The organism is Microbacterium lemovicicum, from assembly GCF_003991875.1.
GTDB classification, from domain to species: domain Bacteria; phylum Actinomycetota; class Actinomycetes; order Actinomycetales; family Microbacteriaceae; genus Microbacterium; species Microbacterium lemovicicum.
This window is the reverse complement of the sequence record NZ_CP031423.1, coordinates 2976250-3001528: the sequence shown is the minus strand read 5'-3', so window position 1 is coordinate 3001528 and position 25279 is coordinate 2976250. Positions and strand designations below refer to the sequence as shown.

At 67.8% G+C, this 25279-nt stretch carries 22 protein-coding genes; 16 read left to right on the top strand and 6 right to left on the bottom strand.

Going from position 1 to position 25279, the window contains the following annotated elements; all coding sequences use genetic code 11:
- Positions 1 to 360: 360 nt before the first annotated feature.
- Complete coding sequence (locus CVS47_RS14060) at positions 361 to 975, bottom strand: TetR/AcrR family transcriptional regulator (RefSeq protein WP_241240170.1); 615 nt, start codon at positions 973 to 975, stop codon at positions 361 to 363.
- A gap of 148 nt (positions 976 to 1123) precedes the next feature.
- Here CVS47_RS14060 and CVS47_RS14055 point away from each other — a divergent pair, with 148 nt between their 5' ends.
- The 11 genes from CVS47_RS14055 to CVS47_RS14005 all read left to right on the top strand — a co-directional run bounded on the left by CVS47_RS14055 (position 1124) and on the right by CVS47_RS14005 (position 15701).
- On the top strand, positions 1124 to 3796 hold the full coding sequence (locus CVS47_RS14055) for a family 78 glycoside hydrolase catalytic domain (RefSeq protein WP_127096646.1): 2673 nt from the start codon (positions 1124 to 1126) through the stop codon (positions 3794 to 3796).
- A 38-nt stretch (positions 3797 to 3834) separates the two neighbouring features.
- Positions 3835 to 5079 carry a glycoside hydrolase family 1 protein gene (locus CVS47_RS14050; protein ID WP_127096645.1) on the top strand — a complete coding sequence of 415 codons (1245 nt, stop codon included), beginning with the start codon at positions 3835 to 3837 and terminating at the stop codon, positions 5077 to 5079.
- A complete protein-coding gene (locus CVS47_RS14045) occupies positions 5076 to 5897 on the top strand; it encodes an SDR family NAD(P)-dependent oxidoreductase (protein WP_127096644.1) in 822 nt (273 codons plus the stop codon). Before CVS47_RS14050 ends, CVS47_RS14045 begins: the two co-directional genes overlap by 4 nt.
- 31 nt (positions 5898 to 5928) lie before the next feature.
- Entirely contained in the window at positions 5929 to 7722 is a 1794-nt protein-coding gene (gene uidA / locus CVS47_RS14040) for a beta-glucuronidase (RefSeq protein ID WP_127096643.1), read from the top strand.
- A gap of 53 nt (positions 7723 to 7775) precedes the next feature.
- Complete coding sequence (locus CVS47_RS14035) at positions 7776 to 9146, top strand: MFS transporter (protein ID WP_127096642.1); 1371 nt, start codon at positions 7776 to 7778, stop codon at positions 9144 to 9146.
- A 90-nt stretch (positions 9147 to 9236) separates the two neighbouring features.
- Complete coding sequence (locus CVS47_RS14030; protein WP_127096641.1) at positions 9237 to 10220, top strand: Gfo/Idh/MocA family protein; 984 nt, start codon at positions 9237 to 9239, stop codon at positions 10218 to 10220.
- Positions 10217 to 11638: a glucuronate isomerase gene (gene uxaC / locus CVS47_RS14025; RefSeq protein ID WP_127096640.1), complete on the top strand. Its 1422-nt coding sequence runs from the start codon at positions 10217 to 10219 to the stop codon at positions 11636 to 11638. Before CVS47_RS14030 ends, uxaC begins: the two co-directional genes overlap by 4 nt.
- The gene (locus tag CVS47_RS14020) at positions 11635 to 13029 is read left to right on the top strand and encodes a mannitol dehydrogenase family protein (protein ID WP_241240169.1); all 1395 of its coding nucleotides are present in this window, start codon (positions 11635 to 11637) and stop codon (positions 13027 to 13029) included. Before uxaC ends, CVS47_RS14020 begins: the two co-directional genes overlap by 4 nt.
- On the top strand, positions 13026 to 14264 hold the full coding sequence (gene manD / locus CVS47_RS14015; protein WP_127096639.1) for a D-mannonate dehydratase ManD: 1239 nt from the start codon (positions 13026 to 13028) through the stop codon (positions 14262 to 14264). The genes CVS47_RS14020 and manD overlap by 4 nt, the downstream gene beginning before the upstream one ends.
- Positions 14254 to 14907 carry a gluconokinase gene (locus CVS47_RS14010; protein ID WP_241240168.1) on the top strand — a complete coding sequence of 218 codons (654 nt, stop codon included), beginning with the start codon at positions 14254 to 14256 and terminating at the stop codon, positions 14905 to 14907. Before manD ends, CVS47_RS14010 begins: the two co-directional genes overlap by 11 nt.
- Positions 14904 to 15701: an SDR family NAD(P)-dependent oxidoreductase gene (locus tag CVS47_RS14005; protein ID WP_127096638.1), complete on the top strand. Its 798-nt coding sequence runs from the start codon at positions 14904 to 14906 to the stop codon at positions 15699 to 15701. The genes CVS47_RS14010 and CVS47_RS14005 overlap by 4 nt, the downstream gene beginning before the upstream one ends.
- 47 nt (positions 15702 to 15748) lie before the next feature.
- Here the strand turns inward: CVS47_RS14005 and CVS47_RS14000 are convergent, their stop codons facing one another.
- Genes CVS47_RS14000 through CVS47_RS13985 form a run of 4 tightly spaced genes read right to left on the bottom strand, consistent with a single transcriptional unit; the run spans position 15749 to position 19307 of the window.
- Entirely contained in the window at positions 15749 to 16630 is an 882-nt protein-coding gene (locus CVS47_RS14000; RefSeq protein WP_127096637.1) for a sugar phosphate isomerase/epimerase family protein, read from the bottom strand.
- Positions 16617 to 17609 (bottom strand): transketolase family protein, encoded by a 993-nt coding sequence (locus CVS47_RS13995; RefSeq protein ID WP_127096636.1) that lies wholly within the window; start codon positions 17607 to 17609, stop codon positions 16617 to 16619. The genes CVS47_RS14000 and CVS47_RS13995 overlap by 14 nt, the downstream gene beginning before the upstream one ends.
- Positions 17606 to 18496 (bottom strand): transketolase, encoded by an 891-nt coding sequence (locus CVS47_RS13990; protein WP_241240167.1) that lies wholly within the window; start codon positions 18494 to 18496, stop codon positions 17606 to 17608. Before CVS47_RS13990 ends, CVS47_RS13995 begins: the two co-directional genes overlap by 4 nt.
- A gap of 40 nt (positions 18497 to 18536) precedes the next feature.
- Entirely contained in the window at positions 18537 to 19307 is a 771-nt protein-coding gene (locus tag CVS47_RS13985; protein ID WP_127096635.1) for an SDR family NAD(P)-dependent oxidoreductase, read from the bottom strand.
- A 173-nt stretch (positions 19308 to 19480) separates the two neighbouring features.
- Between CVS47_RS13985 and CVS47_RS13980 the strand changes: the two genes are divergently transcribed.
- Complete coding sequence (locus CVS47_RS13980) at positions 19481 to 20824, top strand: MFS transporter (RefSeq protein WP_127096634.1); 1344 nt, start codon at positions 19481 to 19483, stop codon at positions 20822 to 20824.
- Positions 20825 to 20904: 80 nt separating this feature from the next.
- A complete protein-coding gene (locus CVS47_RS13975) occupies positions 20905 to 21555 on the top strand; it encodes a GntR family transcriptional regulator (protein WP_127096633.1) in 651 nt (216 codons plus the stop codon).
- 321 nt (positions 21556 to 21876) lie between these two features.
- Here CVS47_RS13975 and CVS47_RS13970 read toward each other — a convergent pair whose 3' ends face one another.
- Positions 21877 to 22188, bottom strand: coding sequence for an FBP domain-containing protein (locus tag CVS47_RS13970; protein ID WP_127096632.1), 312 nt, complete (start codon positions 22186 to 22188; stop codon positions 21877 to 21879).
- Positions 22189 to 22534: 346 nt separating this feature from the next.
- Here CVS47_RS13970 and CVS47_RS13965 point away from each other — a divergent pair, with 346 nt between their 5' ends.
- The 3 genes from CVS47_RS13965 (at position 22535) to CVS47_RS13955 (ending at position 25211) form a co-directional block, all read left to right on the top strand.
- Positions 22535 to 23353, top strand: a complete 819-nt coding sequence (locus CVS47_RS13965) for an SDR family oxidoreductase (protein WP_241240166.1) — start codon at positions 22535 to 22537, stop codon at positions 23351 to 23353.
- A gap of 63 nt (positions 23354 to 23416) precedes the next feature.
- Positions 23417 to 24343, top strand: coding sequence for an RNA polymerase sigma-70 factor (locus CVS47_RS13960; protein ID WP_127096631.1), 927 nt, complete (start codon positions 23417 to 23419; stop codon positions 24341 to 24343).
- A gap of 100 nt (positions 24344 to 24443) precedes the next feature.
- A complete protein-coding gene (locus CVS47_RS13955) occupies positions 24444 to 25211 on the top strand; it encodes an SDR family oxidoreductase (RefSeq protein ID WP_127096630.1) in 768 nt (255 codons plus the stop codon).
- Positions 25212 to 25279 lie beyond the last annotated feature (68 nt).

Sequence of the window (25279 nt, the reverse complement as noted above, 5' to 3'; positions counted from 1 at the left end):
CGTAGTCATGTCGGTCGATCTGTCGGTTCCTCAGCTCGCACATTTGCATCGCTCAGTCTTCGCTCCCGAATCGACACCCCTGCCGGCGAGTCCACCCAACGCGTCGAGGAGGGTAGACCGCGACGGTCGCGAACGACTCGCTGCAAGCAGGCCGGGCGATCGGCCGGTGGCGCGACGCTGTCCTCATCGGACGTCGCAGCCCCGTCGTCCCTCCGGAGTTCGGCTCAGGGCCGTGCCTTACCCCCAGGCATCGCGGCTCGTCCAGCCGCTTAGAGAACTCGGCAACGTGCTCGCACTGAAACGAATTGCCACGTTGCAGCGAACTTGAATTTCACGCCATCTGTCCTGCCGGGGAGGCTCTCACGAGTTCTCGGCTGTGGCGATGAGGCGCATGAACGTCTCGAGCAGGGGCAGCGTCTCGCGTGTGGGGTCGAGGAGGGCCTGGATGCGAAGACCGTCCACCATGGCCATCACCATGGTGACCTTCTCATCAGCCGTCAGTTCTTCACTGTCGTGAGCGGTTCCCAGCCGTCCGCTGGACAGATGAGCGCGCAGGCGCTCACGGCGCGCGATGAAGAAGTCGTGGGCGGGGTGCTCGGGGTTGGTGGCCGCCACGGCGATGGCCAGCCAATTGCGTTGCTGGTCCGGATGAGCGAACTCTTCGCGGAGCACTGAGCTGAGCACCTGCTCGGCGGGGACCTTCGACCCCATGATGCGCCGAGCGAGGTCTTCGTCGTCCTCATCCCGACGAGCGAGGGCGGCGAGGAGGAGTTCGTCCTTGCTGGCGAAGTGGCGGAGCAGGGCCGCATGGGTGACGTTCGCGCGCGAGGCGATGTCCCGCAGCGACGCGCGTTCGTAGCCGTGCTCGGCGATGCTCGCCGAGGCGGCGTGGACGATCTCCGCGCGTCGCGCGGGGGTCGACGCGGACTGCCCCCGCGTGCGGCGCGGGTCCGTTCGGGTGTCTTCAGCACTCACCGATGCGGCCACGCATGGTTCCCTTCTGTCTTCTGATCCTCGCCCGACCTTAACGCGTTTTCACCGGTCGCTTGCCAAGTGTAACCACTTTGGTTACAGTAGCGATCCAGTAACCATGGTGGTTACATTTGCCCGAGAAGTGACACCGATGATGCGCACTCCCTTCGACCTCACGATCGACCACGGCGGCGATCAGTTCGCCGTCAGCGGCGACCGCCCGCGGTTGTCGTGGAAGCCTTCCTCCGATGCGCGCGCTGACGCGGTGTATGAGCTCGAGGCCGACGTGGACGGCACCCCTCTGCCCGGCCCGATGCGTGTGAACGGTCATCGATTCGTCGCATGGCCCTGGGCGCCGCTGCGCAGCGGTCAGCGCATCGCATGGCGCGTGCGGATGGCATCATCGACGCTGGACGCGGACTGGTCTGACCCGGCGCACTTCGAGGTGGGTCTGCTCGACGCGGACTGGACAGCCTCATGGATCTCGCCCATCGACTCCGACGACCCCGGTTACGGCCGTCGTCCGGCCACTCTGCTCGCCACGGACTTCACCGTCACGTCGCCGGTGAGCTCAGCGAGGCTCTTCGCGACCGCCCTCGGTCTGTACACGGCTGAGGTCAACGGCGCGCGAGTCGGCACGGCGGAGCTCTCGCCCGGCTCGACCTCGTACGACCGTACGTTGTACGCCCAAGCGTCGGATGTCACCGCCAGCCTGCGGCTGGGTGAGAATCGCCTCAGCTTCGAGCTCTCCGACGGCTGGTACCGCGGCCAGGTCGGCGCCTTCCGGATGCCGGCGGGATGGGGCACGACGCTGGGCCTTCGAGTCGAGCTCCACATCGACCACGCCGACGGGACCCGCACGGTCGTCCGCAGCGACGACGCCTGGACCGGGCGCCGCTCCTCGATCGTCCGCGCCGATCTGATGGACGGCCAGGCGGTGGATCTCACCGTCGTGGCCTCTGCACCCACGTCCGTGCGGGTCGGAGTGGTGGACGCTCCCGCGATCGATTGGTCACCGGCGCCGCCCGTGCGGGTCGTGGAGTCGCGTGAGCCCCGCTCGGTCCGCGAAAGCGGACCGGGAGTGTGGATCTTCGACTTCGGTCAGAACGCCTCCGGGTGGGTGCGGCTGAGCGATCTCGGACCCGATGGCACGGTGACCGTGGTCGACTACGGCGAGTTCGTCGATGTCGAAGGGAATCTGTCGACCGCTCACCTGGACTCCCAGCGACCTGGAGAGCCTCCCGTACTTTTCCGCCAGCGCGACGAGGTCATCGCCGGCCCGCGCCATGACGTCTTCGAGCCCCGTCACACGGTGCACGGGTTCCAGTACGCGCGGATCACCCGCCACGGCGCCCCGCTGGACACGGCAGCCGTCACGATGCAGGTCGTGCACACCGATCTGCGCCGCACGGGCACCTTCGCGTGCAGCAACGAGGATCTCGACCGGCTGCATGAGATCGCCGAATGGAGCTTCCGCGGAAACGCCGTCGACGTGCCGACCGACTGCCCGACGCGCGAGCGCCTGGCCTGGACCGGGGACTACCAGATCTTCGCCCCGACGGCGACGCGCCTGTACGACGTGCTCGGCTTCAGCCGCAAGTGGCTGCGCTCCGTGCGCGACGACCAGCTCGACGACGGTCGCATCGCGAACTTCTCCCCGGACGGACGACGCATCAAGCACCACCTCGACGATCAGTTCGCGATGATGACCGGCTCCGCCGGCTGGGGCGACGCGATCGTCGCGGTGCCGTGGGAGCTCTACGAGTCGTATGGCGACGAACGTGTGCTGTCCGAGAACTGGGATGCCATGGTCCGCTGGGTCGAGTGGGCTCTCGGCAAGGCTCGCACCGAGCGTCATCACGCGCGCCTGTCGCACGATCCGGAGCCGTTCGAGCAGTACCTCTGGGACGGCAGCTTCCATTGGGGGGAGTGGACCGAACCGAAGGAGGTCGACGCCGACGGGCGGGCGATCGACCCGATCATGCAGAACCCGATGGCGTGGTTCATGGCAGACAAGGGGGAGGTCGGCACCGCTTACCTCCACCGGTCCACCGCGACCCTCGCCCGGATCGCGGCGATCCTCGGCCACCGCGATGCGGCTGCGCGCTACGAGCTGACCGCCGGCCGGGTAGCTGATGCCTGGCGCGCCGCGTATCTGCGCCCCGACGGCACCACCGTCGCCGACACGCAGGCCGCCTACGTTCGGGCGCTCTCGTTCGGGCTCATCCCCGACCAGCTCCGGGATGCCGCGGCCACGCGCCTGGTCGAACTGATCCGCGCCGCCGGCACGCACCTGCGGACCGGGTTCCTCTCGACCGGCGACCTCCTGCCCGTGCTGTGCGACACCGGCCACGTCGGCGTCGCGTACGACCTCCTCCTCCAGCGCACAGCGCCGTCGTGGCTGAACATGATCGAGCGCGGAGCGACGACGATCTGGGAGGACTGGGAGGGCATCGACGAGGCCGGCGTCGCGCACGAGTCGCTGAACCACTACAGCAAGGGCGCGGTGATCCGCTTCCTCCACACCCATGCTCTCGGGCTCAGACAGGCGCCCGGTTCGATCGCGTGGGAGTCGATCATCATCGAGCCGACCCCCGGTCCGTCGATCACGTGGGCGCGCGGCTCGCACGAAAGTCCCCAGGGGCTCATCACCGTCGACTGGCGCATCGAAGACGGCGAGATGCACATCTCGGCGGAGCTGCCGTCCGGGACGGACGCACGCATCGTGTTCCCCGACGGCACAGAGGTGTCGGCGGAACCCGGTTCGTTCTCCGCACGACGCCCCCTGCGGCATCCCTCCTCCCTCCTGACCGCGGCGCAGTGACCCGCACCGACTGACCCCCTCACACCGAAGGACCGAAAATGACCACTTTCCCCGAGAACTTCCTGTGGGGTGCGGCGACCGCCGGCCACCAGATCGAAGGCAACAACGTCAACAGCGACTGGTGGGCTCGCGAACAGCAGATGCCCGGCATGGAGCTGTCGGGCGACGCGTGCGACAGCTACCACCGCTACGCGGAAGACATCCAGCTGCTCGCCGATGCCGGCCTCACGTCCTACCGCTTCAGCCTGGAATGGTCGCGCATCGAACCGATCCGGGGCCACTTCTCCCGGGCGGAGCTCGCGCACTACCGCCGCGTGATCGACGCGTGCCTCGACCGCGGAGTGACGCCGGTCGTGACCCTGCAGCACTTCACGACGCCGCAGTGGTTCGCCGAAGCCGGGGGGTGGTCCGGCCCCGACGCGAAGGAGCTGTTCGTCCGCTACGCAGAGCAGGCGTGTTCCATTCTCGACGGCGTCGAATGGGTCGCCACCATGAACGAGCCCAACATGCAGGCGGCGATCATGACGGCGATGGCGCGGATGGCGCAGTCGGGGGGCCAGTGGCAGAGTCCCACCGTCGAGGCCGAGCACACCAGCGACGAAGAGAGTCAGCAGGCGGCACGCAACGACTTCCTCGCCTACGCCGACCCCGCGATCAGTCGCCGGTTCGTCGAGATCCACCATGCGGCTCGCGAGGTCGTCCGCGCGCGCACTGAGGCCAAAGTCGGCTGGACGATCGCCGCGGGCGCACTGACCGCAGCGCCCGGCGGTGAGGAGAAGCTCCTCGAGATCCGCTACGGCAAGGAGGACATCTTCTGGGAGGGCAGCCGGGGCGACGACTGGGCCGGCGTTCAGGCCTACTCGAGTCAGCAGGTCGACGCGAACGGTCTCGTCCCGCACCCTCAGCGTCCCGACAACACCCTCGTCGGCACGACCTTCCGGCCGGATTCGCTCGCGATGGCCGTGCGGCACGCCACGGAGGTGACCCAGGGGGTTCCGATCCTCATCACCGAGAACGGCATCGCCACCGCAGACGACTCCGAGCGGATCCGGTACACGACCGCAGCGCTCCAGGGACTGGGGGAGACCATCGCCGACGGCATCGATGTGCGCGGCTACCTGCACTGGTCGTTGCTGGACAACTTCGAGTGGGGCCACTGGGAGCCGACATTCGGTCTCATCGCCATCGACCGGGAGACCTTCGTCCGCACCCCCAAGCCCAGCCTCGCGTGGCTCGGCCAGGTCGCACAGCACAACGGTCTCCCCGCCGAGGTGCTTGCGTGAGCTTCCCCTTCGCCGACGTCTCGGAGTCGCCCGTCCGCGACCTCCTGTCCCTCACCGGACGAAGCGCGCTCGTCACGGGTGGCGCGCGCGGCCTGGGCAAGGCGATCGCACTCCGCCTGGCGGAGGCCGGTGCACGTGTGACGATCGCGGACATCGACGAGCGGCTGGCGCAGGATGCGGCGGCCGATGTCTCCACTCGCCTCGACGCCCGGGCGATCGGAGTGCGGATGGACGTGACGGACGTCGCATCCGTCCAGTCGGCCGCGGCTGTCGCGGTGGAGACCTTCGGGGGCCTGGACATCTGGGTGAACAACGCGGGCGTCTTCCCCAGCATGCCGGTATTGGAGACCGACGACGCGGCGTGGGATCACGTGCTGGCCGTCAACGCGCGGGGGGTCTTCAACGGCGCCCGGGAGGCTGCGCGCCACATGGTGCAGGGAGCCTCCGGGGTCATCGTCAACGTCGTCTCGACCGCAGGATTCCAGGGCACGGCTCCGGGCCTGTCCGCCTACGTCGGCTCCAAGCACGCCGTGCGCGGCATGACGAAGCAGATGGCACTCGAGTTCGCGCCCCTCGGCATCAGGGTGCTCGGCGTCGCACCCACCTTCGTGCCGACGGAGGGGAACATCGCCGCCGCCGCGGCGGCCATGGAGGCCGCCGGGGTCGACCCCTCCACCCTGCCGGTGATGAACCAGAGCCTGATCGGCCGCCTGGGGACCCCCGATGACATCGCGCGGGTGGTGCTGTTCTGCGCCAGCGACATGTCGATGATCATGACCGGCAGCACCCTCCTGGCCGACGCCGGCCAGACCATCTGACCCTCGGCCTCCGCCCAGACAAGGACCTTCAATGCTGAAACCCACCTCCACCTCCACCCGTGAGCTCGTCAGCCTCGACGGCGTCTGGCGATTCGCGATCGACTCACGGCTGCCGGACCAGCCCTGGCATGGACCGCTGGACACGCCACTGGAAGCGGCTGTCCCCGCCAGCTACAACGACCTCTTCGCCGACCCCGAGATCCGCGATCACGTCGGCTGGGTGTACTACCAGCGCGAGGTGCGTGTGCCGCGCGGATGGGGCGAGGACGAGACGCTCCTGCGCTTCGACGCGGCCACCCATGCCGCTCGTGTCTACGTCGACGACCGACTCGTCGGGGAGCACATCGGCGGCTACACGCCGTTCGACGTAAACCTCACCGGCATCGTGCCCGCCGGCGGCTCCTTCCGTCTCACCGTGGCGGTCAGCGGCGAGCTCACGAACGAAACCGTCCCCCCGGGGAAGATCGAGGTCGGCATAGACGGCCGGCGCCGCCAGACCTACTTCCACGACTTCTACAACTACGCAGGCCTCGCTCGGTCGGTCTGGCTGTACAGCAGGCCCCGCACGCACGTCGAGGACGTGACGGTCGTCACCGGCTTCGCGGGCACCGCCGGATCGGTGGACTATCGCATCGTCACGTCGGGTGCGATCGACGTCCGCGTGCGACTCGCCGACGCTCGCGGCAACATCGTCGCCGAAGCGACCGGTCCCGTCGGGACGCTGACGGTGGCGGATGTCGTGCTGTGGCGGCCCGGTGCCGCGTACCTCTACGACCTGACGGTCGAGGCCGTCTCGGACGGTGTCGTCGTCGACAGCTACAGCCTGCCGGTCGGTGTGCGCACCGTCGAGGTCCGCGGGCACGAGTTCCTCATCAACGATGAGCCGTTCTACTTCACAGGCTTCGGGAAGCACGAAGATTCGCCCGTGCGCGGCAAGGGGCACGACGACGCCTTCATGGTGCACGACTTCCAGCTGATGGAATGGATCGGCGCGAACTCCTTCCGCACCTCGCACTATCCCTATGCGGAGGAGGTGCTCGAGTTCGCCGACAGGCACGGCATCGTCGTCATCGACGAGACCGCCGCCGTGGGTCTGAACATGGGTGTCGTCGGCGGGATGTCCGGGACGCCCCCGTTCCCGACGTTCTCCGAGCAATACGCGAATGCCGCGACGCAGGAAGCGCACGCCCAGCACCTGCGCGAGCTCATCGCGCGCGACAAGAACCATCCCTGCGTCGTGATGTGGTGCATCGCCAACGAGCCCGCTTCCAACGAGGAGGGCGCGCTCGAGTATTTCGAGCCCCTGGTGACGCTGACCAGGGAGCTCGACCCGACGCGACCGGTCACGTACTCGCTCGTGATGTTCGCGACGTTCCAGAACGACAAGATCATCGACCTGTTCGACGTGGTCAGCATGAACCGCTACTACGGCTGGTACATCGCGACCGCCGATCTGGCCCTCGCCGAGATGTACCTCCAGGGCGACATCCAAGGGTGGATCGACCGCACGGGCAAGCCGATCATGATGACCGAGTACGGTGCCGACACCCAGCCGGGCGTGCATTCCATCTGGGATGCGGCCTGGACCGAGGAGTACCAGCGCGACTACCTCGCGATGAACCATCGCGTCTTCGACCGCTTCCCGCAGTTCGTCGGCGAGCAGGTATGGAACTTCGCCGACTTCGCCACGTCGAACGGCATCCACCGTGTCGAGGGCAACAAGAAGGGCATCTTCACCCGCGACCGCAAGCCCAAGACCGCCGCGCACTCCCTCCGCCGGCGGTGGCTGGGCTTGGACGGACGCAAGCCCGGCACCACCGACTGACCTTCCCTGGTCGCTGCACCACCCGACATTCATGATTGACGAAGGAGTCCCCAATGAACGACGACGATGACCTCACCGCCGATGAAGCGGAGCGCATCACCCTCGCGGTCGCAGCCGGCCGCCCGATCACGGCCGGCCCGGCGGCCGGCCCGCTGACGACGACGGTCGCGACCGAGAGCGGTCCGACCGAGCGGGTCACCAAGCGATTCATCCTCTGGCTGATCCTGCTGAACTTCGGCTCTGCGATGGCGTTCCTCGTCCCGCTGACCTATTCGCTCGCGCTGCGCATCCAGGAACTGGCCCCCGGTCACGAGGAGATCCTCGGCTACGCGACAGGCATCGCCCAGACCGTCTTCATCCTGTCCTCACCCCTCATCGGCATCTGGAGCGACCGCACCCGCAGCCGCCTCGGACGACGCAAGCCCTTCATCCTCGGTGGCATCGTCATCGGAATGATCGGTCTGGCCATCATCGGCATCTCCCCGAACGTGCCGGTGATGATCCTCGGGTGGACGATCGGGATGCTCGGGTGGGCCAACGTCGGATCGACGGTGCTGTTCATCCAGGCAGACCAGCTGCCCGACTCGCAGCGCGGCAAAGTCTCCGCGCTCACCGGCGTCGCGGCGCAGATCGCCGCCATCCTCGGCATCGGCGTCGTCTACGCCGTGGTCAACGTCAGCCAGTTCCTCGTGTTCGTCCTGCCCGGCGTCGTCGGCACGATCCTCGCGCTGTTCTTCGTGTTCTTCGGGAAGGACCCCGACTCGCGTCAGATGGACCTGCCGAGCGACAGGATCTCGATCAAGAAGGTCTTCGGCGCCTTCGTATTCGACCCGCGGAAGCACCCCGACTTCGGATGGAACTGGCTCGGCCGCTTCATCTTCTTCGTGGGCCTCTACTTCAACACGGCCTTCGGAACGTTCTTCTACTCCCAGCGCCTCGGCCTCCCGATCTCCGAGATCGCGGGTCTCGTGGCGATCATCGGCATCCTGGGCATCGTCGCCGCCGTGGTGGGCGCGATCGGAGGCGGGTTCCTCTCCGACAAGCTCGGACGGCGCAAGCTGTTCGTGGGAATCGGCGCGGGACTCTTCGCCGCCGGTGCGATCGTGGAGGCCACCGCCTACACGGTTCCCACCCTCATCGTCGGTGCGGTGCTGATGAACCTCGCCCTGGCCGCCTTCGGGGCCGTCGACCAGGCCATCGTGATGGCCATCCTCCCCGAGCGGGCCGAGGCCGGCCGCTACATGGCGGTCGTGCAGTTCGCGCAGAAGATCCCCAGCGCGTTCGCCCCGATCCTGGCCGCGGGCATCATCACGATCGGCGCGGCCGAGGGCGTCAAGAACTACACGCTGCTCTACCTGGTGGGCGGAGCGTTCGCTCTCATCGGCGCGGCGCTGATCATCTTCAAGGTCAAGTCCGTCCGGTGAGACCACGGTCGGGCGGGATCACGGCATCGACCCACCCGGCCGGGACCACGGATTCCGCCGGCCTCCGGCGGCGAGCAGGAAGGGACAGCAATGCATCGATGGGCGATCATCGGCACGGGTGAGATCTCGCGCAGCATCACATCGGATCTGCAGGCGGTGGCTCCCGGCAGCATCACCGCGGTCTGGGGGCGCTCCCGTGATCGTGCGCACGCCTTCGCGGCGGAGCACGGCATAGCCGTGGCATCCGACTCCCTTGCACACGTGCTCGGGCGCGACGACGTCGACGTGGTGTACATCGCGACACCCGCGACGACGCACCGGGACATCGCCCTGCAGGCGCTCGCGGCTGGGAAGCACATCCTCGTCGAGAAGCCGATGACCACGAGCGCAGCCGACACAGAGGTCGTCTTCGCGGCGGCAGAGGAGGCGGGGCGCTTCGTGATGGAGGCCATGTGGATGCGATTCAACCCACTCCACATCGAAGTCCGCGAAAGGATCGCGGCCGGCGAGATCGGCGCCGTGCGCAGCGTCCGCGCAGCCTTCGGCACACCGTTCCGCGCGCGCGGCCGGGTGCTGGCCCCCGCGCAGGGCGGCAGCATCACGCTCGACAGGGGCATCTACCCGATCACGCTGTCGCAGTGGTTCCTCGGCGCTCCGGACACCATCCGCGCGACCGGCACCGTCGACGGCGAGGTCGATGTCCGCGGCCACGCGACTCTCGAGTCGGAGCAGGGCTTCGCCCAGCTGGCGTGGTCGGGCGTCGAGTTCCTCGACCTGTCGGCCACCATCAGCGGCGAGAGCGGGTGGATCACCCTCGAGCCGATGTTCTGGGCGGGTACCCGGGCGCGGGTGCACGCCGGCTCCGTCCAGAGGATCTTCGTGGAGCCCGAACTCATCGAGCACCCGCGTGTGGGCAACGGGTATCAGCCGATGCTGGCCGCGGTGGTGGAGGCGCTGGAGGATGGTCTCGCCCAGCATCCCTGGCACGGTCGGGACGACACCGTCCGCGTCGCTCGGACGATGGACGAGATTCTCGAGCGGATCACCGGCGCTCAGTCGGAGACGGTGCGATGAGGAACGCCACAGGCCCCGACCCGACCGCGACTCCCGACCGTGATCCCGACCGCCTTCTGCCGGCCGACCGGCGCACCAGGTCGATCGCCCGGGACCTCTACGACCGTGTCGCCACCGCGCCCATCGTGTCGCCGCACGGTCACGTCCCGGTCGACTGGCTCGTTCGCGATGAACCCTTCCGCGATCCCGCGGCGCTCCTGATCACCCACGACCACTACATCACCCGCCTCCTGCACGCGTCGGGAATCGATCTCGCCGACCTCGGCGTCGGAGGCTCCCACGCCGATCCGAGATCGGTCTGGCGGCGGGTCGCCGAGCATTGGCATCTGTTCGCCGGAACCGCGTCCGGCTATTGGATGGAGGAAGCGCTCGCCGGAGGTTTCGGCATCGCCGAGTCCTTGCACTCCGCATCCGCCGACCACATCTACGAGCGTGTCCAGACTCTCCTGGACACCCCCGGCTACCGGCCACGTGCACTGTTCGAGCGCTTCCGGATCGACGTGCTGGCCACCACCGACGATCCGCTGGACGACCTGCGCGGACACGCCGAGCTCGCGAGAACTCCACTGCCCGGCCGCGTGCTCCCCACCTTCCGCCCGGACCGGTACCTCGATCCCTCCGCCACGGGCTTCAGAAGCAACGTCCACGCCCTGCTCGGAATCACCTCCGCGCCCGCGACATTCGCCGGCTACCTCCAGGCGCTCGAGGAGCGACGCGCCCATTTCATTCGACATGGTGCCGTGTCCGCCGATCACGGTGTCGAGGAGCCCTACACCGTCGATCTGACGCCAGAAGAGGCGGAGTCTCTCTTCCAGGCTGTCCTTGCCGAGACCGCCGACGCGAGCCAGGTCCGCGACTTCCGCGGTCACATGCTGCTGCAGATGGCGAGGATGAGCGTGGACGACGGGCTGGTGATGACCGTTCACGCCGGAGTCCTGCGCAACCACAGCAGCCCCACCCTCGAGCGGTTCGGCCCCGACACCGGCCACGACATCCCTGTGCGAACGGATTTCGCCCGTGGACTGCGGCCGCTTCTGGAGCGATTCGGTCTGGTCAAGGGATTCCACCTTGTGCTGTTCGCCGTCGATGAGAGTGTCTACTCGCGGGAGATCGCGCCGCTCGCCGGGTTCTATCCCAGCGTGTTCATCGGGGCCCCCTGGTGGTTCCTCGACGCTCCTGACGCCATGGCCCGATTCCGTTCGGCCACCACCGAGACGGCAGGTTTCAGTCGCGGCTCCGGCTTCATCGACGACACCCGTGCGTTCCTGTCCATTCCCGCCCGGCACGACACGGCGCGGCGGGCGGATGCCGGATTCCTCGCGCGTCTGGTCGCGGAGGGTCGTCTGCGCCTGGCGGACGCCGAGCGCATCGCCGACGACATCGTCGGACCTCAGCCCCGAAGGGTGTTCAAACTGTGAGCCCTGCATCGATCGCCGCGCCCGCCCTGGTGCGCGCCCGCCCCACCCCACCGGTGCGCATCGTCCACCTCGGCATCGGCGCTTTCCATCGTGCCCACCAGGCGTGGTACACCGCCCACGCCGCCGATGCGGCCGACTGGGGGATCGCCGCCTTCACCGGGCGGTCCTCCGTCGTCGCCGATGAGCTGCGCGCCCAAGACTGCCTGTACACGCTGATCGAGCGCTCATCGGAGGGGGATCGATCGGAGACGATCGAGAGCATCGTCGACGCGCACCCCGGCGACGACGTCACCATGCTTTTGGAGCTCCTCCGACGCGCCGAGGTCGCGATCGTGACGCTCACCGTGACCGAGGCCGGCTATCGGCTCGACGACGACGGACGCCTGAGGCTGGATGACCCTGTGGTCGCGGGGGATGTGGATGCTGTCCGCGCCACTCGCGGGACCGATGCGGTGCCGGCCGTGCGCAGTGTCGTCGGACGTCTGGCAACCGCACTGAGGGCGCGACACGACGCGGGCCTGTCCGCCGTCGCCGTCGTTCCGTGCGACAACATCCCTGACAACGGGCGCGCCCTGGCCGACGCGTGCCGCGCGTTCGTCGAGGCGGTCGACCCCGGCGACTCAGGATGGCTCGACCAGACCGCGTCGTTCGTCTCCACGTCCGTCGACCGCATCACGCCGCGGACAACGATCGAGGACGTGGCGACCGTCCGCGTCCTGACCGGGCGCTCCGACAGCATCCCCGTGGTGACGGAGCCGTTCACGGACTGGGTGCTTCACGGTCGATTCCCCTCCGGACGACCCGCGTGGGAGGACGCAGGGGCCAGATTCGTCACGGACATCCGGCCGTGGGAGCTGCGCAAGCTCCGGATCCTCAACGGCGCTCACACCCTCCTGGCCTCCTTCGGTGCCCTGCGTGGACACGCCACCGTCGACGCCGCCATCCGCGACCCTGAATGCCGGAACGTCGTCGAGCGCTGGTGGGACGAGGTGGAGAACGGCCTCCCCGACGGACTCGATCTCGAGAATTACCGCGCCTCGCTCGTCCAGCGATTCGCGAATTCCCGGATCGCCCACCACCTCGACCAGATCAGCCAGGACGCGCCGGCCAAAATGCGCATCCGCATCATCCCCACCGTTCTGCACGAACTCGACAACGGGCGTCATCCCCTCGCAGGACTCACGGCGATCGCCGCCGTCCTCGTGCGCGAGGGCATACGTCCCGACGTGACGAGCATCACGACCGAGCTCCGGCGGCTCTCGCCCGCGCTCGCCGCGCGCTCCGACGTCCCGCGCTCCGTCGCCGACATCGCGCGCGAGCTCGAGCGGCAGTCGGAAGCTCTGCCGCTCGGCCCCATGACCATGCCGGAACACAGGAGGCAGCATCCATGATCATCGACAAAGCTGACGTCATCGTCACGAGTCCCGATCGCAACTTCGTCACGCTCAAGCTCACCACCGACGAGGGTCACACCGGCCTCGGCGATGCCACTCTGAACGGCCGCGAACTCGCCGTGGTGGCCTACCTGCGCGAGCACATCGTGCCGCTCCTGATCGGTGCCGACGCGAGTCGCATCGAAGACACCTGGCAATTCCTCTACCGTTCGGCATACTGGCGCCGCGGCCCCGTCACGATGGCGGCGATCGCCGCCGTCGACATGGCGCTGTGGGACATCAAGGGCAAGGCGGCGGGGATGCCCGTCTACCAGCTTCTCGGGGGCGCGAGCCGCAACGGGCTGATGGCCTACGGCCACGCATCCGGCAAGGAACTGCCCGAACTGTTCGACTCCGTCCGGGCACATCAGGAGCAGGGCTACAAGGCGATCCGCATCCAGACCGGTGTGCCCACGCTCAAGGCGATCTACGGGATCGCGGCGCAGGGCGCCGATGTCGGCGACGCGACCGTCCGATACGACCACGAGCCCGCGAGGCGCGGGGCGAAGCCCGTCGAGGAGGACTGGGACACCAGGGCGTATCTGAACCACCTGCCCGGCGTCTTCGAAGCGGTCCGCAACGAATTCGGTCCCGACATCCCCCTGCTGCACGACGGGCACCACCGGATGACCCCCATCCAGGCCGCTCGCCTGGGCAAGGACCTCGAGCCCTACGACTTGTTCTGGCTCGAGGACTGCACCCCGGCCGAGAATCAGGAAGCGCTGCGCCTCGTCCGCCAGCACACCACGACACCCCTGGCCATCGGCGAGATCTTCAACACCGTCTGGGACTTCAAGGACATCATCCGCGACCAGCTCATCGACTACGTCCGCGGCGCCGTGACCCACATGGGCGGTATCACCGCGCTGAAGAAGACCCTCGACTACGCCGCGATGTACCAGATCAAGTCGGGCATGCACGGACCGACCGACATCTCGCCCGTCGGGATGGCCGCCGCTATGCACCTCGGACTCTCTATCCACAACTTCGGCATCCAGGAGTACATGCGCCACGGGGCGAAGACCGATCAGGTCTTCCAGCAGTCCTTCACCTGGACCGACGGCTACCTCCATCCGGGCAACAAGCCCGGACTCGGAGTGGAACTCGACGTCGACGAAGCGGGCAGGTACCCGTACGAGCAGGCTTATCTGCCCTACAACCGACTCCTCGACGGCACCGTGCATGACTGGTGACCCGATCGACGCGATGTCACACGAACAGCCCCTCATCGTCGTGATGGGAGTATCAGCGGCGGGGAAGTCCACCGTGGCAGCGGCGCTCGCCGCGCGGCTGAATACGCCGTGGCTCGACGCTGACGATCTGCACCCCGTACCGAACCTGGAGAAGATGGCGGCGGGAGTGCCGCTCGACGACAGTGATCGGTGGCCCTGGCTGGACCTGGTGGGGGACGCGCTCGGCGTCGCCGCACGCCGCGACGGCATTGTCATCGCGTGCTCCGCGCTGCGCCACACCTACCGGGATCACCTGCGAGCCTCCGCACACGGCGTCCGCTTCCTCCACCTGCACGGCTCTCGCGAACTGCTCCTGTCGCGCGCAGCCGCCCGTCACGACCACTTCATGCCCGCATCCCTTCTCGATTCACAGATATCGGCACTGGAACCACTTCGCGGCGGCGAACCGGGGGCCCGCTTTGACGTCGCCCTCCCTGTCGATGACGTCGTGGAGGCCGCGCTCGCGTGGATGGCCGTGAGCCCCGTCCCCCACACCGACCACATCACCCGAAACGCGACTCCCGCCCCCGGCGCGGGCCGGACCGCCGAAAACCGCCTCTCCGTCGCCGACGGCGAGCGCACCAGTGAAGGAACAGAATCATGAACATTCCCGGCAACGTCATCGTCGTCACGGGCGCAGGCAACGGCATCGGCCGTCAAGTCGCTCTGCAGCTCCTGGCCCAAGGAGCGTCGGTCGCCGGCGTCGATCTCAACGAGTCCGGCCTTGCCGAGACGGCGCGACTCGCGGACGCGGGCGGGAGGTTCGCGTCTCATGTCCTCAACATCACTGATCGCGAGGCCGTCGAAGCGCTACCGACGGCCGTCGAGGCCGCTTTCGGGAGAGTTGACGCCGTGGTGAACATCGCCGGCGTCATCCAGCAGTTCAAGAAGGTCATCGACCTGCCCTTCTCCGAGATCGAGAAGGTCATGAACGTCAACTTCTGGGGGACGATGAACATGTGCAAGGCGTTCCTCCCTGCGCTGCTCGCACGCCCCTCTGCGGCACTCGTCAACGTCTCGAGCATGGGTGCGTACGCACCCGTACCGGGCCAAGCGGTCTACGGTGCGTCCAAGGCAGCCGTGAAGATCCTCACCGAGGCCCTCTATGCCGAACTGCTCGACACGAACGTCTCCGTGACCGTGATCTTCCCCGGGGCGATCGGCACGGACATCGCCTCCAACTCCGGCGTGTCACTCGGACACGCGTCCGGAGATGCCCCGGCGTACAAGACCACTCCGCCGGAAGAAGCAGCGCGCGTGATCATCGACGCGATCAAGAAGGAGAAGTTCCGCGCAACCATCGGACGCGATGCGGCGACGATGGACCGGCTGTCCAGACTGAGCCCGAAGACAGCCACCACGCTCATCGCGAAGCAGATGGGCGGTCTTCTGTCCTGATGCCGCAGGGAGCCGCATCCGCGGCCCGGCCTCGCCCTCTGCAGCGATCAGTGCTCCGGTGCGATGAAAGATCGAGTCCGGGCTGCGTCGAGCAAGGCGACGGCGGCGAGCACTTCCGCCTCCTTGGAGACGAAGGGGCTGTTGCGCGTCTCGAGCTCGAGCACGACGTCGCCCATCCATCCATCGGCGGAGAGGTCCCCGAGGAACCCGGCGAAGTCGATCTCCCCGGCCCCCAACACGCGGCGGATGTCGCCCGCCACCGCATCGCGCACGTGCACGACGGCGACCTGGTCGCGAAACAGCCGCAAGGCGTCCGGCACTGACTCGCCCGCTCCCGCCACGTGCGACACGTCGAAGGCGAGCTCGATCGAGGGCTCGAGCTCCGCAAGGAGATCCGTCGTCCGGCTGATGCGATCGATCGGACGCCCGAAGTACGGTGCCTCGATGGCCAGGCGGATGCCGCGGCTTCGCGCGAGCTCTCCGCTGCGGTTCATCCACTCGGCCATGAGCCCGACCGCCGGGGCGACGTCCGGCTCCGTTCTCTTCTCGCCTGCGGGGAGGACGAGGATCGGCGCGGCAACGTCGGCTGCGAAGTCGAGCAGACGCTCGACCCGGCCGAGGACCGCCCTCTGGTCATCGTGTCCGTCGAAGGATCCGGGGTCGGCGTTCACGCTCGCAGGACGCAGGTCCGACGAGCGAACGATGGCCGCAGCATCCATCAGGTCCTTCGTCGACCCCATCACCGGGACGTGCTCGCACAGGCCGCGCAGCCCGACGAGGTCGATCGCGTCGAAGCCGAGTGCCGCGGCGACCTCGAGCGCCTCCCCGAGCGGGTATCGGCGCAGGCACACCGTCGAGACGACGTAGTCGGAGACCGCCATCAGCGGCGACCCGCCGGCGAGCTCGCGGTGCGCGTCATCCGAGCTCACCGAGCACGCGGGCGACGATGCGCTGCACGCTCAGGCCGTAGCGGTCATGCAGCGTCGGCAGGGCTCCGGCGTCGAGGAACTCGTCGGGGAGGGCGATGGGCACGACGCGGGTGCTGGTCCCCCGGCGCACCGCAGCCGAGGCGACCGTCTCGAACAGGCCGCCCACCACGCTGTGGTTCTCGAGCGTGACGGCCAGGCGCGGCGTATCGATCTCCCGCAGCACGGTCTCCTCGTCGAAGGGCTTGAGGGTCGGCGCGTGCACGACCGCCACGTCGACCTTGTGAGCGGCGAGCGCGTCGGCAGCCTGCAGCGCCCGCATCGTCATGAGGCCGCTGGAGACGAACACGACATCCGCGCCGCCGCGCAGCACCTTCGCCTTGCCCAATTCGAACGTGTAGTCGTATTCGTCGAGCACGGTGGGCACGTTCCCGCGCAGGAGGCGCAGATAGGTGGGTCCGGGGCTCGCGGCGAGTTGCGGTACGGCCTGCTCCAGATCGACTGAGTCGCAGGGGTCGACGATCGTGAGACCGGGCACCCCGCGGAAGATCGCGACGTCCTCCGTGGCTTGGTGGCTCGGGCCATAGCCCGTGGTGAGGCCGGGCAGCCCACCGACGATGTTCACATTCAGCTGCGGCTCGGCGATGTCGAGGCAGATGAAGTCGTACGCGCGGCGTGCGGCGAAGACGGAGTAGGTCGAGGCGAACGGCACGAGCCCGACCTCCGCCATGCCCGCTGCGGCACCGAAGAGTGCCTGCTCCGCCATCCCCATCTGGAAGAAGCGGTCGGGGTGCGCATCACGGAAGATGTGCATGTCGGTGTACTTCGCCAGGTCGGCCGACAGGCCGACGATCCGTTCGTCGGTCTCCGCGAGCGCGGCCAACGCGTGGCCGAAAGGCGCGGGCGCGGTCTTCTGACCCGGGTCGGCGAAGGACGCGATCATCGCGGACGTCTTCAGCTTCGGTGTGGTCGGAGCGCTCATCGGATCTCTCCCTGTGCCGCGACGGCGGCGTCGTGCCCGGTGGTCAGCTGCTCCTGGCAGATGGCCCACTCGTGCTCCTCGATGCGCATGAAGTGCGCCTTCTCGCGGTTCTCCAGCAGAGGCACGCCGCGACCCACGCGCGTGTCGCAGACGATCACATGGGGCATCCCGTCGGGCTCCCGCGCATCGATGGCGTCGAACGCGTCGACGAGGGCGGCGGGGTCGTTGCCGTCGATGCGCTGCGTGCCCCACCCGAACGAGCGCCACTTCTCTTCGGCGGGCTCGATGCGCAGCACCCCCGCCGTCGGACCGTCCGCCTGCAGGGCGTTCATGTCCACCAGTGCGATCAGGCTTCCGAGGCGATGGGATGCTGCGGCCATCGCCGCCTCCCAGGTGGAGCCCTCGTTGAGCTCCCCGTCGGAGAGGAAGTTGATGACGCGCGCGTCACTGCCCTTCAGACGCAGGCCGAGCGCCATCCCGACGGCCACCGTCAGTCCGTGGCCGAGTGATCCGCCTGAGATCTCCATCCCCGGCGTGTAGCTGGCCATGCCGGACATCGGCAGCCGGGAGTCGTCCGAGCCGTAGGTGTCGAGCTCCTCGAGCGGAATGACCCCGGCCTCGGCGAGCGCGGCGTAGAGGCCGATGGCGTAGTGCCCGGTGGACAGCAGCATGCGGTCACGCCCGGCCCACTCGGGCTCTTCGGGGCGGAAGCGCAGAGCCCCGGCGTAGACCGCGGCGAACATGTCGGCGGCGCCGAGGGCCTGGCCCACATACCCCTGCCCCTGCACCTCCCCCATCGTCAGCGCGTTGCGGCGGATCCGGTAAGCGGCGTCGCGCACGCGGCTGATGCGCTCCGCGCGGGCCGGGGTGGTCACAGCGGTGGTCACGTCGAAACTCCTTCGTTCGAGGTCTGCGCGGGCGCGCGGATCAGTGCAGGTGGCTGCCGCCGTTGATGTCGATGGTGGCGCCCTGCAGGTAGCCGGCCTGGTCGCTGGAGAGGAACACGAACACCGCCGCGACCTCCTCGGGGGTCGCGGTACGGCCGAGGGGGATGTCGCGGGCGATCGCTGCCTCCTGCTCCGGGGTCGACCCCACCCGGATGTTGGTGTCGACGGCGCCGGGAGTCACCGCGTTCACGGTGACGCCGGTCGAGCCCAGTTCGCGTGCCAGCGCCTTGGTGAAGCCGAGGATGGCGGCCTTGGCGGCGGAATAGGGCACCTTGCCGAACACGCCGCCGCCGCGCTGCGCGGACACCGACGACATGTTGACGATGCGACCGAAGCCGCGCTCGATCATGCCGGGAAGGAATGCGCGGGTGACCAGATAGGTGCCGGTGGCATTGACTGCCATCACCTTGTTCCACAGGTCCAGGGTCGTTTCGAGGAACGGCACCGGCGAGGTGATGCCGGCGATGTTGGCCAGCGCCCCCACGGGGGGGAGCGCCCCGCCGGCGACGCGCTGCTCGATCGCGGCGTGGGCGGCTTCGACCGAGGACTCGTCGGCGACATCGATCGGACCGCCGTAGGCGGCGACCCCGAATGCTGCACCGATGTCGGCGGCGACGCGCTCGGCCGCTCCACCATCGAGATCGAGGACGGCGATCGCCCACCCGGCCTCGGCGTATGCCCGGGCCGTCGCCTGTCCGATTCCGCGTTCCGCCGCCGCTCCGGTGAGGACGGCCGTGCGTGCTTCTGTCATGACTCCTGCTTCCCGCCGCGTCTTCGCGGCAGCAGGACGATGCTATGGCCGCGGTTACCGACATTGCAAGAGTCAGTTTGTTTGACTGTTGACAATGACCGGGCGCCCTTCAATACTGATGTCCACCAGCTCGCGACGCGGGCCGGACACAATGTTGTGAGAAAGGCAGATCGATGAGCGAAGCAGCCATCAAGATGCGAGGACCGGTCAACGGAACTCCCGAAGCGAGACGCGTCGCCGTCGGATCCGGTGTGGGCGCCGTGATCGAGACGTATGACTTCATCGGGTTCGGCACCGCCGCGGCGCTCTACTTCGGCACCGCCTTCTTCCCGGGCTCCGATCCCGTCACGGGCACGCTGCTGTCGTTCGCGACGCTGGGTGTCGGCTTCGCCGCCCGCCCGATCGGCGGCATCATCGGCGGTCATCTGGGCGATCGGGTCGGACGCAAGCCGGTGCTCGTGGCATCCCTGATCCTGATGGGCCTGGCCACGTTCGTCATCGGGCTCCTGCCCACCTACGCCGCAGTGGGCATCGCCGCGCCGATCCTGCTGGTGATCGTCCGCATCATCCAGGGCCTGGCCTTCGGCGCCGAGTGGGGCGGTGCGATCCTCATGACCTACGAGCACGCGCCGTGGCGCCGTAAGGGCCGGTTCACCGGGATCGTCCAGTCGGGCTTCCCCGTCGGCCTCCTCCTCGCCAACCTCGTGTTCCTCGTCAGCGTGCACCTCCCCGGGGACTGGGCGTGGCGCGTCCCGTTCCTGGCCAGCATCCTGCTGGTTATCGTCGGGCTCATCATCCGGGCGAAGGTTCCGGAGTCGCCGGTCTTCGAGGACGTCAAGGCCGAGGGCAAGATCCTGAAGTCCCCGCTGACGGAGGTCATCAAGACCGACTGGCGCAACATCCTGCGCGGCATCGGCCTGCGGGTGGCCGAGACCGCCGGCTACGCCGTCTCGATCACCTACCTGATCTCGTACCTGAACACCAACAAGATCACCGAGAGCTGGCAGACGCTGACGGCCCTGTGCATCGCCGCCGGGGTGGGCATCTTCGCGACGTGGGGCTGGGCCGCCCTCACCGACCGGATCGGCCGGCGCCCGCTCTACCTGATCGTGACGGCTGCCGGCGTGTTCTGGGGCTTCCTCATGTTCCTGGGCGTCAACACGGCGGTCTACCCGCTCGTCGTGGTCGTCATCGTCCTCTCGTACGCGGTCTTCCAGAATGCCCTCGCGGGGGCACAGGGCGCGTGGTTCCCGGAGCTGTTCACCGCGAACACCCGCACGTCGGGCGCCTCGCTGGCGTACCAGATCTCCGCCATGGTCTCGGGCTTCACCCCCTTCATCACGACCTTGCTGTTCACCTCGTTCGGCTGGGTCGGACCGGCGGCGCTGTTCGCCCTGTACGCGCTGATCGGATTCATCTCCGCGGTGCTGACGCCGGAGACCTGGACGCGGGCGCAGCGCGAGTTCGCGCTGCGGGCGAGTTCCGCCGACGACTCGCAGCTGCAGACGTCGCGCTGACCGGCGCGCTGTAACGAGAGCGGCGCGCCGGTCCGGCGTGCCGCTCTCGTTACACTCGAGAGGCGGGGAGGGGGAGCGCGATGACCGATCAGCCGGCGATCTTGGGGCTGCAGCGAACGACCCTGCGCATGCAGGCCGTCGATGCCCTCCGGCGCGCGATCACCACCGGCGAACTGCCTCCGGGCTCGCACGTCTCGGAGATCGAGATGTCGGCACGGCTCGCCATCAGCCGAGGCACCCTGCGTGAGGCCATGCGCACCCTCCAACTCGAAGGCCTCCTCACGGAGGGGTCGCGCGGTCGTCTGCTCGTGCGACAGATGAACCAGGACGAGCTGCTCGACCTCTTCCGCGTCCGCGGAGCGCTCGAAGCCCTGGCCGCGCGCATGATCTGCGAGCACGACGACCGCGCCGTCGCCGTCGCCCGCCTGCGCGCCGCGGTCGAACGCATGGACGGCGCCGGATCGCTGAGCGATCGCATGCAGACCGATCTCGATTTCCACCGGCTGCTGTGCGAGCTGAGCGGCAGTTCCACGCTCGCTCGTGCCTGGGGGTCACTCGAAGGGTCGATCGTCATGTCGATCACCCACTCCGGCATCGAGCGGGCGCTCCGCAACATGGACGTGACCCGGCACATGGAGATCGTCGACGCCATCGCGACCGGCGATGCCACCATCGCGACGGCGACCGTAGAGAACCACATGCACTTGGCCGCGGACACGCTCATCTCCTGAAAATCTCCGCTGCACCCTCGTCGTGGAGCACCGTTAGCCAAAGCCGACGCCGACGCAGGAGATGTCAGAGGTGTCCTGGTGGAGAATCGTCAGGGATGTCCTGATACGTCTCAGAGCCGATTCGGGTGCGGGGTCGGCGTGTGCCCGCATCTTGCCCACAAATGGTCGAGATCGAGCACGATCGAGACCGCCGTCCGGGTACGGAGTCGACGATCGTTGCGGCGGAAATCCGCGGCAGGGTGACCGATAGTGATCCAACACGAACAGCCGCGACGTCCACAGATGGGTTTCGAATCCCTCCGTCTCCGCCACGAAACCTTCTCAAGAACCCGCGGAATTCCGCGGGTTTTTCGTGTTTTCACCCGTCATCTCGATCCGCCGCCGGTGGGCTGCCCCGACGTCGAAGCCGAGGTTCGCGCTTCGGGTCCGACGTCGCACGTTGTCTTCGCATTCGAGTTCGGCGCACACGAGAGTGCCCAGCGTGTCGCCGCGGCGGCCTTCGTCGCCGGCGCGCATCGCGCTGACTCTGACGACATCGTTGGGCAGGTCGACATCGGAGCACCACGAGCACCGCGCGCCCCTGGGAGCGTGATCCGGTTCTGTCGCGGGATGCCGCGGCCCGCGCTGTCGCATGATCGCCGTGACGGCGCGGGTCGACGGGTGGTCCTGAGGGGTCCTACCGGCAAGAGGCCACAGCGACGTGCGGGAGGGAGAGAAGACACGCGAAACCGCTGTTCCATCTGCCGACGCGGAAAGCGACCGCTCCCGTCGGAAGACCGTGCAGGAGGAACTGAACCGCGAACGGGAGTCCGATGGTCACTGTGCCGAGGGCGACCTCACCCTCGTCGAGGGGGCGGACGATCTATCGGCCCCGGACATGCTTCGATCCCTTATTCAGGGCTGTCACAATTCCTCGGCCTGCCTTGTCAGTTCTTGTAGGCGTGGCTTCTTCGCCGCCCGACGATCTGGATATGCCTGAGTGGGGGAGACCGTTTTGCGAATCGTGGTTGTGGGAGGAACAGGCTTGATCGGCGCTCGAGTGGTGGCTCGCCTGAGCGGGGATGGACACGACGTGGTCGTCGCCGCGCGCGCGACAGGCGTGAATTCGTTCACTGCCGAAGGTCTCGACGACGCGCTCGTGGGGGCGGACACCATCGTGGATGTGTCCAACTCGTCCTACATCGACGAGGCTGCGGCGCGCGAATTCTTCTACGCCTCGACGATGAATCTCCTCACCTACGGCGCGGCCGCCGGAGTGAGTCACCACGTCGCTCTGAGCGTGGTGGGCACCGACCGCCTCGCGCGAGCCGAAGGCGGCTACTTTCAGGCCAAGGCGTCACAGGAAGCCCTCATCTCAAAGTCCGGGCGACCGTATTCGATCGTGCACGCCACCCAGTTCTTCGAGTTCATCCGCAGTATCGTGGCGGACTCCACACGCGGAGGCGTGGCCACTCTTGCCGACGTCTTCATGCAACCGATGGCCGCGGACGATGTAGCGGCGGCCGTCGCCCTTGCCTCGGTGGCGCAGCCGTCGAACGCGATGAGGGAATTCGCCGGCCCCGATGTCTTCCGATTGCCGGATCTCGCGTGTCAGGAGATGCGGTGGGCTGATGACGAGCGCGATGTCGTCGCCGACCCCCTCGGCACGTACTTCGGCGCCCGCCTCGCACCCTACGACCTCCTCCCATCTCCGCAGGCGACCATCTCGACGACACGCTTCCGCGACTGGCGTTCCGGCGCGCCGCGCGCCGGCCGGTCGTCGGAGGTCGAGCAGCCTTCATGGCCGGCGACGGCATGACATGCTTCGCGGGGGAGTGAGCATGATGGCGGGGATGGTCTCCGATCGGGAAAGGAGCCGGTGATGGTCAGCGATGTCGATTGCAGCTCCCCACCCGTTCACGACGACGCGGTGGCGGTGTTCACATCGTTGCGCAAGCGCTTGTTCGGCGTCGCATACCGGATCATCGGCAGCGCGGCGGAGGCTGAGGACGTCGTTCAGGAGACATGGCTGCGCTGGCAATCGTGTGATCGCACCGCCGTGCGGGAGCCTGCAGCGTTCCTGATGACAGCAGCGACTCGTATCGCCATCAACGTCCTGCAGAGCGCCCGGGTTCGCCGTGAGACGTATATCGGCCCCTGGCTTCCCAGCCCGGTGGACACGACTTCCGATCCCACTCTCGGCGCCGAGCGGACGGAGGCGTTGCACTTGGCGACCCTGCTGCTGATGGAGCGCCTCACACCGACCGAGCGAGCCGCCTACGTTCTTCGCGAAGCGTTCGACTACCCCTACGGACGCATCGCGGAGATCGTCGACACCACAGAGGCTGCATCCAGACAACTCGTGAGCCGGGCTCGCAAACACCTCATGACCGGGACCGCTCGTGAGGCGTCGCGTGAACACCACCATCGTTTCTTCACTGCGTTCCTCGACGCAGCCCGCCGCGGCGACGCAACATCACTGGAAACTCTTCTCGCCGCCGACTCGGTGAACTACACGGACGGCGGCGGCATCGTCGCTCACACGGCACGACGCGAAATCCTGGGACGCGATCACCTCGTCCGCTTCCTCTGCGGTTTCGCCGAGAGATTCCGCTTCTGGGATGACCTCGAGGTGCGCACGATTCAGGTCAACGGGCGAGAGAGTGCGCTGCTGCTCCAAGAAGACCGCATTCAGGCCCTGTTGAGTGTCGAGGTGGGCGAAGAGGCGATTGAGAAGGTGATGTGGGTGATGAACCCCGACAAGCTCGCCGCACTCGAGCAGCAGCAGCAGCACACCTCAGCCGGCTGACGCCGTCACATCTCGTCGTGTTCGCCGGTCATTCCCTGTAGAGCTCGCATCCGCGAGCATGGCCGCCCAGCGGCCGTGATTCAGGAGAAGAGGGTTGTTCATGCGCGTTGTGGTGATGGGCGGAACCGGACACGTCGGTCGATTGGTCGTCGACCGTCTCGAGCAAGCCGCGCAAGCAGTCGTCGTCGCGGCCCGTCGGCACGGCGTCGATGCCCGCACCGGCCACGGTCTGGCAGCCGCACTCGAGGACGCCGACGTCGTCATCGATGTCACCGACTCGTCTCACCGGGACGACCGTCAAGGCAAGGACTTCTTCGCTGAATCCTCTCGCAGGCTGCTGGAGGCCGAGCGCTCCGCGGGCGTGTCGCACCACGTCGTGCTGTCGATCGTCGGAGCGGAGCTCGTTCACGACGACGGCTACTTCGCGGCCAAGGCGGAGCAGGAACGCGTGGTCTCCACCGGCGGCATACCGTTCACGATCCTGCGCTCCACACAATTCTTCGAATTCGCGCGCGCGATCGCCGACTGGAACACCGTCGAGGACACTATCCATCTCCCCCCGACGACGGTGCGGCCGGTGGCCGCCGTCGATGTGGCCGATGCTCTCTACGAGATCGCTCGCTCATGTCCGCTCGAGCGCGCCGTGGAGTTCGGGGGTCCCGATCCGATGCCCCTTCCGGGATTCGTCGGCCGCGTGCTCCTCGCCGATCATGACCCACGCTTCGTCGTGGAAGATGCCACCAGGCAGACTGTCGGCTTCAACATCGAATCCGACAAGCTGCTGCCCAGCGGGGAAGTGCAGTACGGGTCGACGTCCCTGGACGCGTGGATCTCCTCGGGACGTACCCGCAGCGCAGTGTCGGTATGACGTACCGCCGTCTCCCGGGTCGGCGCACGCGGGAGCGGCTCGATCAACGTCGCACTCGAAACGTCGCA

What these genes read in the sequence shown, in the direction of transcription:
- CVS47_RS14055 (WP_127096646.1), top strand. Translation starts at nt 1,124, where the DNA reads ATGATGCGCACTCCCTTCGACCTCACGATCGACCACGGCGGCGATCAG.
- CVS47_RS14050 (WP_127096645.1), top strand. Translation starts at nt 3,835, where the DNA reads ATGACCACTTTCCCCGAGAACTTCCTGTGGGGTGCGGCGACCGCCGGC.
- uidA (WP_127096643.1), top strand. Translation starts at nt 5,929, where the DNA reads ATGCTGAAACCCACCTCCACCTCCACCCGTGAGCTCGTCAGCCTCGAC.
- CVS47_RS14035 (WP_127096642.1), top strand. Translation starts at nt 7,776, where the DNA reads ATGAACGACGACGATGACCTCACCGCCGATGAAGCGGAGCGCATCACC.
- CVS47_RS14030 (WP_127096641.1), top strand. Translation starts at nt 9,237, where the DNA reads ATGCATCGATGGGCGATCATCGGCACGGGTGAGATCTCGCGCAGCATC.
- uxaC (WP_127096640.1), top strand. Translation starts at nt 10,217, where the DNA reads ATGAGGAACGCCACAGGCCCCGACCCGACCGCGACTCCCGACCGTGAT.
- manD (WP_127096639.1), top strand. Translation starts at nt 13,026, where the DNA reads ATGATCATCGACAAAGCTGACGTCATCGTCACGAGTCCCGATCGCAAC.
- CVS47_RS14010 (WP_241240168.1), top strand. Translation starts at nt 14,254, where the DNA reads ATGACTGGTGACCCGATCGACGCGATGTCACACGAACAGCCCCTCATC.
- CVS47_RS14005 (WP_127096638.1), top strand. Translation starts at nt 14,904, where the DNA reads ATGAACATTCCCGGCAACGTCATCGTCGTCACGGGCGCAGGCAACGGC.
- CVS47_RS13995 (WP_127096636.1), bottom strand. Translation starts at nt 17,609, where the DNA reads ATGAGCGCTCCGACCACACCGAAGCTGAAGACGTCCGCGATGATCGCG.
- CVS47_RS13985 (WP_127096635.1), bottom strand. Translation starts at nt 19,307, where the DNA reads ATGACAGAAGCACGCACGGCCGTCCTCACCGGAGCGGCGGCGGAACGC.
- CVS47_RS13980 (WP_127096634.1), top strand. Translation starts at nt 19,481, where the DNA reads ATGAGCGAAGCAGCCATCAAGATGCGAGGACCGGTCAACGGAACTCCC.
- CVS47_RS13975 (WP_127096633.1), top strand. Translation starts at nt 20,905, where the DNA reads ATGACCGATCAGCCGGCGATCTTGGGGCTGCAGCGAACGACCCTGCGC.
- CVS47_RS13970 (WP_127096632.1), bottom strand. Translation starts at nt 22,188, where the DNA reads ATGCGACAGCGCGGGCCGCGGCATCCCGCGACAGAACCGGATCACGCT.
- CVS47_RS13960 (WP_127096631.1), top strand. Translation starts at nt 23,417, where the DNA reads ATGGTCAGCGATGTCGATTGCAGCTCCCCACCCGTTCACGACGACGCG.
- CVS47_RS13955 (WP_127096630.1), top strand. Translation starts at nt 24,444, where the DNA reads ATGCGCGTTGTGGTGATGGGCGGAACCGGACACGTCGGTCGATTGGTC.